General features: G+C 69.2%; 13 protein-coding genes and 1 pseudogene. 8 read left to right on the forward strand and 6 right to left on the reverse strand.

The window, feature by feature from the left end:
• Nucleotides 1–958 precede the first annotated feature (958 nt).
• Nucleotides 959–1,558 carry a class I SAM-dependent methyltransferase gene (locus tag ACYVO6_RS14945; RefSeq protein WP_461061259.1) on the reverse strand — a complete coding sequence of 200 codons (600 nt, stop codon included), beginning with the start codon at nt 1,556–1,558 and terminating at the stop codon, nt 959–961.
• 177 nt (nt 1,559–1,735) lie between these two features.
• Here ACYVO6_RS14945 and ACYVO6_RS14950 point away from each other — a divergent pair, with 177 nt between their 5' ends.
• From ACYVO6_RS14950 to ACYVO6_RS14970, 5 genes are read left to right on the forward strand one after another with little or no spacing between them, the layout of a single operon-like run.
• The gene (locus ACYVO6_RS14950) at nt 1,736–2,509 is read left to right on the forward strand and encodes an MHYT domain-containing protein (RefSeq protein ID WP_461061261.1); all 774 of its coding nucleotides are present in this window, start codon (nt 1,736–1,738) and stop codon (nt 2,507–2,509) included.
• A gap of 53 nt (nt 2,510–2,562) precedes the next feature.
• Nucleotides 2,563–5,121 (forward strand): sensor histidine kinase, encoded by a 2,559-nt coding sequence (locus ACYVO6_RS14955; protein WP_461061263.1) that lies wholly within the window; start codon nt 2,563–2,565, stop codon nt 5,119–5,121.
• A complete protein-coding gene (locus ACYVO6_RS14960; protein ID WP_461061265.1) occupies nt 5,118–5,555 on the forward strand; it encodes a roadblock/LC7 domain-containing protein in 438 nt (145 codons plus the stop codon). Before ACYVO6_RS14955 ends, ACYVO6_RS14960 begins: the two co-directional genes overlap by 4 nt.
• A 16-nt stretch (nt 5,556–5,571) precedes the next feature.
• Nucleotides 5,572–5,985, forward strand: a complete 414-nt coding sequence (locus ACYVO6_RS14965) for a DUF742 domain-containing protein (RefSeq protein ID WP_461061267.1) — start codon at nt 5,572–5,574, stop codon at nt 5,983–5,985.
• Between the two features lie 54 nt (nt 5,986–6,039).
• Entirely contained in the window at nt 6,040–6,645 is a 606-nt protein-coding gene (locus ACYVO6_RS14970; RefSeq protein WP_461061269.1) for a GTP-binding protein, read from the forward strand.
• Between the two features lie 13 nt (nt 6,646–6,658).
• Here the strand turns inward: ACYVO6_RS14970 and ACYVO6_RS14975 are convergent, their stop codons facing one another.
• Nucleotides 6,659–7,087 carry a PPOX class F420-dependent oxidoreductase gene (locus ACYVO6_RS14975; protein ID WP_461061271.1) on the reverse strand — a complete coding sequence of 143 codons (429 nt, stop codon included), beginning with the start codon at nt 7,085–7,087 and terminating at the stop codon, nt 6,659–6,661.
• Between the two features lie 94 nt (nt 7,088–7,181).
• Here ACYVO6_RS14975 and ACYVO6_RS14980 point away from each other — a divergent pair, with 94 nt between their 5' ends.
• Entirely contained in the window at nt 7,182–7,595 is a 414-nt protein-coding gene (locus ACYVO6_RS14980) for a roadblock/LC7 domain-containing protein (protein WP_461061273.1), read from the forward strand.
• A gap of 150 nt (nt 7,596–7,745) precedes the next feature.
• Nucleotides 7,746–8,687: a DUF6397 family protein gene (locus ACYVO6_RS14985; protein WP_461061275.1), complete on the forward strand. Its 942-nt coding sequence runs from the start codon at nt 7,746–7,748 to the stop codon at nt 8,685–8,687.
• 4 nt (nt 8,688–8,691) lie between these two features.
• Here ACYVO6_RS14985 and ACYVO6_RS14990 read toward each other — a convergent pair whose 3' ends face one another.
• Both ACYVO6_RS14990 and ACYVO6_RS14995 read right to left on the reverse strand, forming a co-directional pair.
• Nucleotides 8,692–9,564, reverse strand: a complete 873-nt coding sequence (locus ACYVO6_RS14990; protein ID WP_352373326.1) for an acyl-CoA thioesterase — start codon at nt 9,562–9,564, stop codon at nt 8,692–8,694.
• A gap of 19 nt (nt 9,565–9,583) precedes the next feature.
• The gene (locus ACYVO6_RS14995; RefSeq protein ID WP_461061277.1) at nt 9,584–12,097 is read right to left on the reverse strand and encodes a DEAD/DEAH box helicase; all 2,514 of its coding nucleotides are present in this window, start codon (nt 12,095–12,097) and stop codon (nt 9,584–9,586) included.
• Nucleotides 12,098–12,242: 145 nt separating this feature from the next.
• Here ACYVO6_RS14995 and ACYVO6_RS15000 point away from each other — a divergent pair, with 145 nt between their 5' ends.
• Nucleotides 12,243–13,037 (forward strand): metal-dependent hydrolase, encoded by a 795-nt coding sequence (locus ACYVO6_RS15000; protein WP_461061279.1) that lies wholly within the window; start codon nt 12,243–12,245, stop codon nt 13,035–13,037.
• A gap of 5 nt (nt 13,038–13,042) precedes the next feature.
• On the opposite strand, the pseudogene ACYVO6_RS15005 reads toward ACYVO6_RS15000, so the two are convergent.
• Nucleotides 13,043–13,309: pseudogene (locus tag ACYVO6_RS15005) on the reverse strand (type B 50S ribosomal protein L31); the annotation flags it as partial.
• Nucleotides 13,310–13,372: 63 nt separating this feature from the next.
• Complete coding sequence (locus tag ACYVO6_RS15010) at nt 13,373–13,843, reverse strand: DUF5709 domain-containing protein (RefSeq protein ID WP_461061281.1); 471 nt, start codon at nt 13,841–13,843, stop codon at nt 13,373–13,375.
• Nucleotides 13,844–13,849 lie beyond the last annotated feature (6 nt).

The following is a 13,849-nucleotide window of genomic DNA, read 5'->3' on the forward strand; positions in this document are numbered from 1 at the left end:
CGGCCTGGTCAACGAAGAGTGCCACTGTGCCGGATGAGTCGACGTCGGGCCCGTTGGGCACGGCGATGCGGAAGGTCACGTTCCCTGACGGCTCACGCGGGATCATCCTAGTCAAGGCCGGCACGTCGCAGGAGGATGCGGAACTGTTGGCGGCGCAGATGTGGGCGGAGTTGCCGGAGCCGGGCGTACCGAACGAGTAGTCGGCCGCAGCGACGCCCCCTCAGCCAGAGCTGCGGGGTGTCGGTCCGTTCTCAGTAGTGTGTGGATTCTTCGCTCGACTTGCCCAATCGCCCGTGTGGGCCAGCTTTGTGCGAAGGGTCCTGCAGCGCGCGAACAAACCTTGCTCACTTGCGGACTTCATCGGCCTCGCCGCCAACTACGGCTCAAAGTCCAGCCAGGTGACCCACTGTCGGGAATGCTCCAGGGCAGACCCGCAAGCGTCTATCAGGGGCCGGAATCGAATCAACCCGTCTGCGTTCAGGCGGCGTGAGCCGATGTCAAGCGGTAGCTCGTCCAAGATGAATTATGGCCTGGTGCAGCTTGGGGCTCTGAATTCCGCAGACGCCCCGCCCGGGAATTCCTGCCTACGGCACCGGTCGCTACGGCTGTGTGACACACACCACGGATGGTGTCTACATGCTGGATGCCCGCTAACGAGGGATGACACGCCTGCATGATGGGTCCTCATCCCTGTTCCCTGGAAGGCGACGGGCCCAGGCGCCCCGTTGGTACTGTGCCTGGGGCGGTGCCGCCATGCCAGGCATGGAGCGGGGTGGAAACGTAAGTAGCCGCCAAAGTAGCCATCGAGCCGGTCATCCTGCATGTTTGCGCAGGTGGTAGCGCCGCGATGATTCTCATCAACGTAGATTTGAAGTCCCGGCACCAGAAGAGGGACGGTGCGGTGAACCGGCATGGCACCGCAAGCCGGGGTTACCGGCGCAGCCTCGCCGGAGCGTCCTCAGGAGTCTCGTACAGCGAGTGCGAGGAACCGGGCGTCCTCGTCGGCGTACGACGTCATGCGCCAGCCGGAGCCGGACAGAAGCGGGCCGAGGTTGGCCTCCGCGCGCAGGTCGTCCGGTGTGATCTGCCGACCCTGGCGGGCCGCGAGCGCCGCCCGGCCGATGGGATGGAAGAGCGCCAGCTTCCCGCCGGGCCGTACGACACGCGCCAACTCCCGCAGACTCTCGGCAGGGTTCGGCAGGTGTGCGACAAGGCCCGCCGCGAAGACCGCGTCGAGCGAGGCCGTGCGCAGGGGAAGCGCGGCCACATCGGCCAGCAGCAGCCGTCCCGCACCGTCTCGTCCCGCCCGCACCGCGGCCTCCAGCATGGCGGGAGTCAGGTCCGCGCCCAGCACCACCCCGGAGGGCCCCACGGCGTCCCTCAGCGGCGGCAGAGCCCGTCCCGTGCCGCAGCCCGCGTCCAGTACGTGATCGCCCTTCCGCAGGCCCAGTTCGGCGACCGCCGCAGCGTACGCAGGACCGTCGTCGGGAAACCGGGCGTCCCACTCGGCCGCGCGCGCCGAGAAGAACTCCTGCACATGTGCGTGGTCGTCGCTCATACTCCGCATGATCTCGCACCGGCACCGAGCCGCATGATCGGCACCGACGTGAACCGCGAGACGGTGCACACGTTCGAGCGTGACGCGATCGTTCAGGTGCACCTTGGCGTCATATTCCAACACCTTTCGAAATGCGCCCCCTTCATGCACTCCGGGCCGGGCTAGCGTCCCGGACCCATGGGACACCTGGACCACGCCACCTTCGGCTGGCTGACCCCCGTGCTGTCGTACGTGATGGCCTGCATAGGCGCCGCCCTGGGGCTGCGCTGCACGGTCCGCGCGCTGGGCGCCTCGGGACGGTCGCGCCGCAACTGGCTGCTCACCGCAGCCTCCGCGATCGGCACGGGCATCTGGACCATGCACTTCGTGGCAATGCTCGGCTTCAGTGTCAGCGGCACCGAGATCCGCTACGACGTGCCACTGACCATCCTCAGCCTGCTCGTCGCCATGGTCGTCGTCGGCGCGGGTGTCTTCGCCGTCGGCTACGGCCGTGACCGAGGCAAGGCACTGGTCCTCGGCGGCCTCACCACCGGCATCGGCGTGGCGAGCATGCACTACCTGGGCATGGTCGCTCTGCGGCTGCACGGTGACGTGAACTACGACCCGGTGCTTGTCGGGATCTCCGTCGTGATCGCCGTGGTCGCGGCGACCGCCGCACTCTGGGCGGCACTGAACATCAAGTCGCCCATCGCGGTCGCCGTCGCCTCCCTCGTCATGGGAGTGGCGGTGAGCAGCATGCACTACACCGGAATGATCGCGGTCAGCGTGCGTGTCTCCCCTTCCGGCGAGGCTCTGCCCGGGGCCACGGCGATGCAGTTCATCTTCCCCCTCGCCGTCGGCCTCGGGTCCTATCTCTTCCTGACGTCGGCATTCGTCGCGCTCTCTCCGACCGCTGGAGAACGCGAGGCATCCGCATCGGCCCAGCGACCCGTCGAGAGCGCCGCCCGCTAGCGCAGAGACCGCGACCTGCAGGCGCGCCCCGAACCACTCCGAGCGAGGAGGCCATGCGTACACCCCGTAGGACCCCAGCAGGCGGCTCCCAGCCGCCGCCCCCGACTCCCGCACGGGGCCGCCGCGCGCACGCCGGACCACCGGCCGACGAAGGCTCCGCCCCGGAAGAGCCGGCCGGCTCCGCGCCGAGTGAGATACCCACGCGCGCGGGACGTTGGAGTCCGCGCCCCCGCACCGTACGGGCGAAGATCGTCTGCCTGTTGATGGTGCCTGTCATCTCCTTGCTCGCGCTGTGGGCGTACGCCACCGTCACCACGGCCCAGGACGTCGCACGCCTGCGGCAGTTGCAGCGGGTGGACTCCCAGGTACGTGCCCCGGTGGCTGCCGCTGTCGCCGCGCTCCAGGCCGAGCGCACCGCCGCCGTACGCCGGGCGACCGACCCCGTCGCCGAGCAGGAGAGCCACCTCAAGCAACTGGCGGCACGCACAGACCGGACCGTGGCGAAGCTGCGGCTCGGGGAGCACAACACCGTCGCCGACAGCCAAGAGCTGCCCTCCGGAGTGGCACAGCGTCTCGAAACGTTCGTCACCCGTGCTGAGCAACTGCGTTCCCTGCGGACCGCGGTGCTCGAACGGCGGACGGGATGGAGAGAGACGTATGGGCAGTACACGCAGACCATTTCGACGGCCTTCTCAGTGGGCGGTGCGCTCACCGGCATCCAGGACGCCGAGCTCGGCTCCGACGCGCGCGTGGTGCTCGAGTTCGCCCGCGCGGGGGAGGCCCTGGCCCAGGAGGACACGGTGCTCGCCGGCGCCCGGCTCACCGGAACCCTCGACGGCGAGCGGCTGCGACTGTTCAACGGTGCCGTCCACACACGCCGATTGCTCACCGAATCCGCTGTCCCGGACCTGCGCGGACCCGAGCGGGCCGCGTGGGGTGGCCTCGCGGAGGGGAGCGCGTACGTCGGCATACGCGCCGCCGAGGACAAGGTGCTCGCGAGCCGAAACGGCTCCAGGGCGGTCCAGGCCGCGCCCGAGGAGGACTGGAAAGCAGCGCACGCGCGCGTGCAGGACGCCATGCGGACGATCGAGGCGGGCGCCGGCCACGGCGTCGCGGACCGGGCCGACCCGTTCCGGCGCGGCCTGCTCTCGCCGGCCGGTGCCGCGGTCCTCCTGGGCCTCGTCGCTGTGGCGGCCTCCCTCGTCATCTCCGTACGCATCGGACGCGGCCTCGTCGTCGAGTTGGTGAGCCTGCGCAACAGCGCACTGGAGATCGCCCGCCGCAAACTCCCGCACGCCATGCGCAGACTGCGGGCGGGGGAGGAGATCGATGTCCATGCCGAGGCTCCTCCCGGCCCGCCCGCGGAGGACGAGGCAGGCCAGGTCGCGGAGGCCCTGGGCACCGTGCACCGCGCCGCCCTGCGCGCCGCGGTGGAACGGGCGGAACTCGCCAGCGGCATCTCCGGAGTCTTCGTCAATCTCGCCCGCCGCAGCCAGGTCCTCGTGCACCGCCAACTGAACCTGCTGGACAGCATGGAGCGCCGGTCCGAGGACCCGGACGAACTGAGCGACCTGTTCCGGCTCGACCACCTGACCACGCGTATGCGCCGGCATGCGGAGAGCCTGATCATCCTCTCCGGAGCCGCTCCCGGCCGGGCCTGGCGGATGCCGGTGTCGCTCTCGAACGTGGTCCGTGCCGCCGTATCCGAAGTCGAGGACTACGCGCGCGTGGAGGTACGACACCTCCCGGAGACGTCGGTCGTCGGAGCCGCGGTCGCCGACCTCACGCACCTCCTTGCCGAAATCGTCGAGAACGCCGCCCAGTTCTCGCCGCCCCACACCAAGGTGCGCATCACCGGCGAGCCGGTCGGCAACGGCTACGCGCTGGAGATCGAAGACCGGGGCCTCGGCATGGGCAAGGAGACCCTCGCCGAAGCGAACCGTCGCATCGAGCAGTCCGAGGCTCTCGACCTGTTCGACAGCGACCGGCTTGGGCTCTTCGTGGTGAGTAGGCTCGCCGCCCGGCACAGCATCAAGGTGCACCTGCGGACCTCGCCCTACGGCGGCACCACCGCGGTCGTCCTGCTGCCCACCGCACTGCTTCACACAACGGCCGCGGAACGTTCCGGTGCCAACCGGGAGGAGACCGGACCGTCCGAGGAACGCGAGTACGCGCGCGTGCCCGCCGCCCTGCAACAGGACTCCGTAGAGACCCTGAGCGAACGGCCCGCTCTGGTGGCCCCCGCACAGGCGGCCACACAGGCCTCCGGGGACCTCCCTGGAGCCTCCGGGAACGGCCCGCACGACGCCCCACCGCCCGGCGTCACGACCCTGCGGCTGCACCGACCAGCCGACGACGCCCAGGAATCCGAAGGGCTCCCACGGCGCGTACGACAGGCGAGCCTCGCCCCGCAGTTGCGTGAGGAGCGCCCCGCCGAGCCCGCGGCAGCGGCGGACCCTCAGGGCGACGAGGAGCGCACCCCCGAGCTGGTACGGGACCGTATGGCGGCCTACCGCGCCGGCTGGGCCCGCGGCGGCGGTCGCTCGCCCGGCCTCGGCGCAATTCCCGACCCCGCCTCGGGCGGCGACGGCAGCGAAGGAGACCTCGCATGATCCACGACCGGGATATGGGGACCACGCAGCGGACCGGTGAACTCGACTGGCTGCTGGACGACTTGGTGATGCGCGTCGGTGAGGTACGCCATGCCGTGGTGCTGTCCAACGACGGGCTCGCGATGGGCGCATCCGGCGACCTCGCGCGGGAGGACGCCGAGCACCTCGCCGCGGTCGCCTCGGGCTTCAACAGCCTGGCCAAAGGCGCGGGCCGCCACTTCGGCGTCGGCGGCGTACGCCAGACCATGGTGGAGATGGACGACGGCTTCCTGTTCGTGGCCGCCGCAGGCGACGGCTCCTGCCTCGCCGTCCTCAGCGCCGTGACCGCCGACATCGGGCTGGTCGCCTACGAGATGGCGCTCCTGGTCAAGCGGGTGGGCGAGCACCTCTCCACGGCGCCGCGTGTCGCCGCGCGACCGGCCCCGTCCGGGTGAGCGAAGGGCGGCAGACATGACCGAGGACAGAACCGGCCCTCCTGAGCAGCCGGGCAGCCAGTGGTACGACGACGAGGCCGGGCCGCTCGTCCGCCCGTACGCGATGACAGGCGGACGCACCAAACCCGGACCCACCGGGGTGCGCTTCGACCTGATCGCCCTCGTCACGCTGGACACGGGCGCCCCGGACGTCGGCGACGACACCTCGCTCGGCCCGGAACACCTGGCCCTCATCGACCTCTGCCGTGCGGAGACCCAGTCCGTCGCCGAACTGGCCGCAGGCGCCGACCTGCCCGTCGGCGTGGTCCGAGTGCTCCTGGGAGACCTCCTGGAGCTGGGCTGCGTCACGGTCAGCCGCCCGGTGCCACCCGCCCAACTGCCCGACGAACGCATCTTGCGCGAGGTCATCGAGGGACTGAGAGCGCTGTGAAGACGGACCCGAACCCACGCCGGCGGTTGCCGGCACTCCCGAGAGAAGTGATCGATGGTCTCCGAGCACTCCGACGCCCCGAACGGCGAGACGGCCCCACTGGCCCTGAAGATCCTGGTCGCCGGCGGATTCGGCGTGGGCAAGACCACCCTCGTAGGAGCCGTCAGCGAGATCAGGCCGCTGCGCACCGAGGAACTGCTCAGTGAGGTGGGCCAGTCGGTCGACGACACCGACGGTGTGGACCAGAAGGTCACGACGACCGTAGCCATGGACTTCGGCCGCATCACCATCAGGTCCGGTCTGTCGCTCTACCTGTTCGGCACGCCGGGACAGGACCGGTTCTGGTTCCTGTGGGACGAGCTGTCGCAGGGCGCCCTCGGTGCCGTCGTCCTCGCGGACACCCGGCGGCTCGGGGACTGCTTCCCCGCGGTCGACTACTTCGAGCACCGGCGCATCCCGTTCGTCGTGGCCGTCAACTGCTTCGCGGATGCGCGTACTTACGGCGCCCACGAGGTGTCACGCGCCCTCGACCTCGACCGGGGCACACCCGTGGTGCTCTGCGATGCCCGTGACCGCGACTCGGGGAAGGAGGTGCTGATACGTCTCGTCGAGTACGCCGGGCGGATGCACACCGCCCGGCTGCTCGATTCCGTCGGCTGACGTTTCGGCTCGCTCAGTCCGAGACAGCGGCCTGAGCGAGGACCTTCTCGATGCTCACCCGCACCAGGAGTTCGCCCGGCACGCCGTTGCGGGCGGCGAACTCCTCGGCTCGGTCCTCGCCCATATAGCGCGCCCCTATCCGTCCGGCCCAGAGCCGAACCTCATCGAGGTCCTCCGAGATCCGGGCGCGCCCCCGCAGGACCACGAAGGCGTACGGGGGCCGGTCGTCGTCCACGCACAGGGCGACCCGGCCGTCCCGGGCCAGATTCCGCCCCTTGACGCTGTCCTTCCCGGTGTTGAAGACGAGGTCGTCCCCGTCGAGCACGAACCAGATCGGTGCCACATGCGGACTTCCGTCCGCTCGAATAGTCGACAGCTTGCCAGTGCGGGTGCCGTACGAGACGAACTTCCGCCATTCCTCATCGGTCATCTTCTGTGCCATACACCCATCCTGCTTGCTCGGACGGCGGCTGTGGGGAAGGCTGGCTCGTCAGACCCTCAGGCCAGAGGTGACTCACAACACGGGGAGACGGATCATGGAGCCGAACCAGGGACTCGGCTGGTTGCTGGACGACCTGACCGAGCGCGTCGAACACGTACGACATGCGCTCGTGCTGTCCAACGACGGGCTGGTCACGGCGGCCAGTACGGGACTCAGGCGCGAGGACGCCGAACACCTCGCCGCCGTCTCGTCGGGGCTGCACAGCCTGGCCAAGGGCTCGGGCCGGCACTTCGGCGCCGGCCGAGTCCGCCAGACAATGATCGAGTTCGATGACGCGGTGCTGTTCGTCACGGCGGCGGGCACCGGCAGCTGCCTGTGCGTGCTCAGCGCGGCCGAAGCCGACATCGGCCAGGTCGCCTACGAGATGACGCTTCTCGTCAACCGCGTCGGTGAACACCTCGACATCGATGCGCGACAGCCGGAACACGCACCCTCTATAGACTCCTGACCTGCAAAGACGCTGACCTGCTCCAAGTTATCCACAGGCCGGGCGGGAGACGCGGCAAACCGGCTACGGTTTTCCCGAAGCAAGCGCACGCACACAGCGCAAGCAAGACAACGCACGCAAGTGCACGTCGCTGTACGGGGGAGAACCATCATGTCCGGCAACACCATCACGCAGTCCGCCCTGCCCACCACCGCCGCGGCCGCCGCGGCGACGGTCCGGCCGTCATTCGCGCCGAGCCGCGCCGCGCGTGAACTGGGCCTCAAGCGAGGCGAGTTCGACCTCGCCGTCCGACTCGGATGCATCAGGATCCTTACCGACGAAGGGGGCGGAGGCCGTCGCGTGGCCCGCGCGGAAATCGACCGGGTGCGTTCCGAAACTGGTTTTCCCGACGCGCTGCGCGAGCGCGTCAAGGCAGTGGGCACCGCGGAGGGTGCGGCCCTCATGGGGGTGTCGGCAGCCCGGTTCACGCGGTTCGCGCGCCTCGGCCTGATCGCGCCCGTCAAGTGGTACCTGAACCGCTACAGGGCTGTGGTCTGGCTGTATCTGGCCGAGGAACTGCGGCAGTTCGCCGCGAGCGAGGACAACGCCCCGCTGTTGAGCGGCCGTACGCCCGAGGGGCTGCGCGACCAGTTGGACGCGGGTGTGGATCTACGGGCACGCAACTGGCGGGGACGGCACGTGGGGTTTCTGCTGCGGCAGACCGAGGATCCCTGGGCGCGAGCCGCGGCCGTGGCGTCCCTGCTGGATCCCGTGCAGGTCGCGGAGATCGTCGAGGACCCGTACGAACGCGCCTATCTGAACCGCTTTCACCCCGAGCAGACGGCCCACGGCGCACCCGATTCACCCGCCACCCACGTCGCCGCGCGGGTCATGACGGCTCAGGACCCGGACGAGATCAGCTGGCTCCGCAGTGACTTGGCGAAGGCGATCGAGGAGGCTCGAGAGGAGCGGCCCGCCCCGCGTCCGACACCGAGGGGAGCCGAGACGCCGCATACGAGTCGTGAACCACGGCTGATCGAGGAGCGGCAGAGCGTCGAGGAACCGGAACGCTCCCGCGGCCTCTTCGGATGGCTGCGCCGCAGAAACCCCTGACCCGTCAGGCCTCGAGCTTGCGGAACAGTCCTTCCTGGACGACCGAGACGAGCATCCGTCCGTCCCGGTCGTAGATGCGCCCACGCGCCAGACCCCGGCCACCCGTGGCGATCGGCGACTCCTGGTCGTACAGGAACCACTCGTCGGCGCGGAACGGCCGGTGGAACCACATGGCGTGATCCAGAGAGGCCATGTCAAAGCCGCGCGGGCCCCAGAGCGGTTCCACCGGGATACGGACGGCATCCAGGAGGGTCATATCGCTCGCGTAGGTGAGCGCGCAGGTGTGGACCAGTGGGTCGTCGCCCAGGGGGCCGACGGCGCGCATCCACACGGCGCTGCGCGGCTCGGCGTGCTCGATCTCCTCGGGGGTCCAGCGCAGCCGGTCCACGTAGCGGATGTCGAAGGGCTGGCGCCGGGCCATGCGCTCCAACGTCTCGGGGAGCGCGCCCAGATGCTCCTTGATCTCCTGAGTGACGGTCGGGAGCGACTCAGGATCCGGGACCTCGCGGGCCGGTGGCAGCTGGTGCTCGAAGCTCCCTTCTTCAGGCTTGTGAAAGGAGGCGGTCAGATTGAAGATCGTGCGGCCTTGCTGCACGGCGGTGACGCGGCGCGTGGTGAACGACCGCCCGTCGCGGACCCGTTCGACCTGGTACACGATCGGCACACCCGGCCGACCCGGGCGCAGGAAATACGCGTGCAGCGAGTGCACAGGCCGTTCCCCGTCCGTGGTGCGGCCGGCGGCGACGAGGGCCTGGCCCGCGACCTGCCCGCCGAAGACCCGCTGCAGGGACTCCTGCGGGCTGCGGCCACGGAAGATGTTGACCTCGATCTGTTCCAGGTCGAGCAGATCGACGAGTCGTTCCGCTGGGTTCGTCATGTGTCAGGTTCTCCTGTGCTCACAGCTGGCCGACGTCGGTGACCTTGACGATGGCACGTCCCTCGGCGTCGGAGGCAGCGAGATCGATCTCCGCGCTGATGCCCCAGTCATGATCGCCGTTCGGGTCTGCGAAGGTCTGCCGCACGCGCCACAGGCCGTTCTGCGGCTCCTCCTCGATGAGCAGCAGCTTGGGGCCGCGTGCGTCGGGGCCGGTGCCGAGGTCGTCGTACTCGTCCCAGTACTTGTCCATGGCCTCGCCCCAGGCGTCGGCGTCCCAGCCGGACTCGGCGTCCATCTCCCCGAGTTCCTCGACCTGGTCGAGGGCGGCGAGCTCGACACGGCGGAACATGGCGTTGCGGACCAGGACGCGGAAGGCACGCGAGTTCGAAGTGACGGGCTTGACCTGGTCGGCCCTCTCCTGGGCCTCCTCGGCCGTCATCTCCTCGGGGTTGGCGAGCTGCTCCCACTCGTCGAGGAGGCTGGAGTCGACCTGCCGCACCATCTCGCCGAGCCAGGCGATCAGGTCCTCCAGATCGTCGGACTTGAGGTCGTCCGGGACGGTGTGATCAAGCGCCTTGTACGCGCTGGCGAGGTAGCGCAGCACGATGCCCTCGGTGCGCGCGAGTTCGTAGTGGGAGACGAACTCCGTGAAGGACATGGCCCGTTCGTACATGTCACGGATGACGGACTTCGGCGACAGCGGATGGTCGCCGACCCACGGGTGGCTCTTGCGGTAGGTGTTGTACGCGTGGAAGAGGAGCTCCTCCAGCGGCTTGGGGTACGTCACGTCCTGGAGCCGCTCCATCCGCTCCTCGTATTCGACGCCATCCGCCTTCATCGCCGCGACGGCCTCGCCACGGGCCTTGTTCTGCTGGGCAGCGAGGATCTGCCGGGGGTCGTCCAGCGTCGATTCGACGACGGACACCATGTCCAGTGCGTAGGAAGGGGACTCCGGTTCCAGGAGCTCGAACGCGGCGAGGGCGAAGGTGGACAGTGGCTGGTTGAGCGCGAAGTCCTGCTGCAGATCGACCGTCAGGCGCACGATGCGGCCCTCGGCGTCCGGCTCGTCGAGTTTCTCGACGATGCCGCCGTCCAGGAGCGAGCGGTAGATGGCGATCGCGCGCCGGATGTGCCGCAACTGCTGCTTGCGCGGCTCGTGGTTGTCCTCCAGCAGATTGCGCATCGCGTCGAAGGCGTTGCCGGGCCGGGCGATCACCGACAGAAGCATCGTGTGCGTGACGCGGAAGCGGGAGGTGAGCGGCTCCGGATCGGAGGAGATGAGCTTCTCGAAGGTGTTCTCCGTCCAGCCGACGAACCCCTCGGGAGCCTTCTTGCGGACCACCTTGCGACGCTTCTTCGGATCGTCGCCCGCCTTGGCGAGGGCCTTCTCGTTCTCGACGACGTGTTCGGGAGCCTGGGCGACGACGAATCCCGCCGTGTCGAAGCCCGCCCGTCCGGCGCGGCCCGCGATCTGGTGGAACTCACGCGCACGAAGCGTCCGCACACGGTTGCCGTCGTACTTCGCCAGAGCAGTGAACAGCACCGTGCGGATGGGGACGTTGACGCCGACACCGAGGGTGTCCGTGCCGCAGATGACCTTCAGGAGACCGGCCTGGGCCAACTTCTCCACCAGTCGCCGGTACTTGGGCAGCATGCCGGCGTGATGCACGCCGATGCCGTGCCGTACGTAACGGGAGAGATTGCGGCCGAACTTGGTGGTGAAGCGGAAGTTGCCGATCAGCTCGGCGATCTGGTCCTTCTCCGCACGCGTGCACATGTTGATGCTCATCAGCGCCTGGGCCCGCTCCACCGCCTGGGCCTGGGTGAAGTGCACGATGTAGACAGGAGCCTGCTTGGTCTCGAGGAGTTCGGTAAGCGTCTCCGTGAGCGGCGTCAGCCGGTACTCGTAGGAGAGGGGCACGGGCCGGGTCGCCGAACGGACGACCGAGGTGGGGCGGCCGGTCCGACGGGTGAGGTCCTTCTCGAACATCGAGACATCGCCGAGCGTGGCCGACATCAGGATGAACTGGACCTGCGGCAGTTCGAGGATCGGGATCTGCCAGGCCCAGCCGCGGTCGCCCTCGGCGTAGAAATGGAACTCGTCCATGACGACCTGGCCGACATCGGCCCGCTTGCCGTCACGCAGCGCGATGGACGCCAGGACCTCGGCTGTGCAGCAGATGACGGGGGCATCGGCGTTGACGGAGGCGTCGCCGGTCAGCATGCCGACGTTCTCGGTGCCGAAGAGCTTGCACAGCTCGAAGAACTTCTCCGAGACGAGCGCCTTGATCGGTGCCGTGTAGAAGGTGACCTCGTCACGGGCGAGCGCCGCGAAGTGCGCACCGGCGGCGATCAGACTCTTGCCGGAGCCCGTGGGTGTCGACACGATCACGTTGGCACCCGACACCACCTCGATCAGCGCCTCCTCCTGGTGGGGGTAGAGCGCGATACCGCGTTCCCCGGTCCACGACTCGAAGGCTTCGTAGAGGGCGTCGGGATCTGCGGTCTGCGGCAGCTGATCGATAAGGGTCACGTCCCCATCTTGCCTGTGATCCCGGGCAATGAGGGAATCGGTTGCCGGACAGAAGATCACGAACGCTACGCTGTGGCGCCGACGAGGGATCAGCGCACCTGGACGACTGGGCGCGAGTACACGAGGAATGGGGCGAGCCGCGGCCATGATGGGACCAGCACACTCACTGTCGGGGGCCGCGGCCTGGCTGGGCGTCGGAGCCGCGGCGGCCGCCGCAGGGCACACGATGCCCTGGCCGGTCCTCCTGGTCGGCGCGCTGATCTGCGCCGGCGCCGCACTCGCCCCGGACCTCGACCACAAGGCGGCCACCATCTCGCGGGCCTTCGGGCCCCTCTCACGGGGCCTGTGCGAGATCGTCGACAAGCTCTCGTACGCCGTCTACAAGGGGACGAAGAAGCAGGGCGATCCGCGTCGCTCGGGCGGGCACCGCACCCTGACGCACACCTGGCTGTGGGCGGCGTTGATCGGTGCGGGCACCTCCGTCATCGCGATCACAGGGGAGCGCTGGGCGGTCCTGGCCATCCTCTTTGTGCACATAGTGCTCGCCATCGAGGGTCTGCTGTGGCGGGCGACGCGTGGCTCAAGCGCCGACGTCCTGGTCTGGCTGCTCGCCGCGACGAGCGCCTGGATCCTCGCGGGAGTCCTGGACGAGCCGGGCAACGGCTCCGACTGGCTGTTCACGGCGCCGGGCCAGGAGTACCTGTGGCTGGGGCTGCCGGTCGTCCTCGGCGCGTTGGTGCACGACATCGGGGACGCGCTGACGGTGTCCGGCTGCCCGATCCTGTGGCCGATACCCATAGGCCGCAAGCGCTGGTACCCGGTGGGGCCGCCCAAGGCGATGCGATTCCGGGCGGGCAGCTGGGTCGAGCTGAAGGTGCTGATGCCGGCATTCATGCTGCTCGGCGGAGTGGGCTGCGCGGCGGCACTCAACGTCATCTGAGCGACTCACGCCGAGTCGTCCCCGCTCGAGGCCGGGCCCCTGCTGCCGTACCGCTTCTCGAAGCGGGCGATCCGACCCTCCGTGTCCACGGTGCGTGCCTTGCCGGTGTGGAAGGGGTGGCTCTCCGAGGAGATCTCCACATCGACGACGGGGTACGTCCGCCCGTCGTCCCAGTCGATCGTCTGGTCGCTGGTCGCGGTGGACCGGGTGAGGAAGGCGTAGCCAGCGGCACGGTCGCGGAAGACGACCGGGCGGTAGTCGGGGTGCTTGTCCTACTGCATGTGTCCTCCTCGCGAGGGGAAGCGGTGCGCGGGCAGGGGGCCGGGACGGGTGGATCAGCCGGATTGAGTGTCCTCGTCGACGATGTGCATGGCGGCCTCCTCCGCCGAGGCAGCGGCGCCGTCGATGCCCACATCGGTGGCGATCAGTCTGCTCTCCTCGTCCTCGTGCGCACCTTCGTCCGGAGCCACGAGACGTCCGGAGCGGATGGTGCCCACCTCGTTGTCCAGGGGCTCGCCGTCGGAATCAAGGCTGTCGCCGATGCCGTCCCCGTCGGACGGCGCGACCTCCGGCAGCTCCTCCGCGAGGCGTTCGTCCAGCGTCTCGCCGCGAAGCCGTTCGGCCGCGGTCACGTCCCGGCGCTCCACGGCCCACGGCCGCTCCGGCGGGGACCAGCCCCGGTCCAGGGGATCGTTCACACCATCGGATTCCAGGGTGTCCTCGGTGTCGAGCAGCCCCGCGTCGTCCTGCACCTCGGACTGGTCGGGCTGGTAGACGTCGTCTCCCCATCCGTCGGCGCTGTCCACGGGTAC

Source organism: Streptomyces pseudoechinosporeus, from assembly GCF_054783935.1.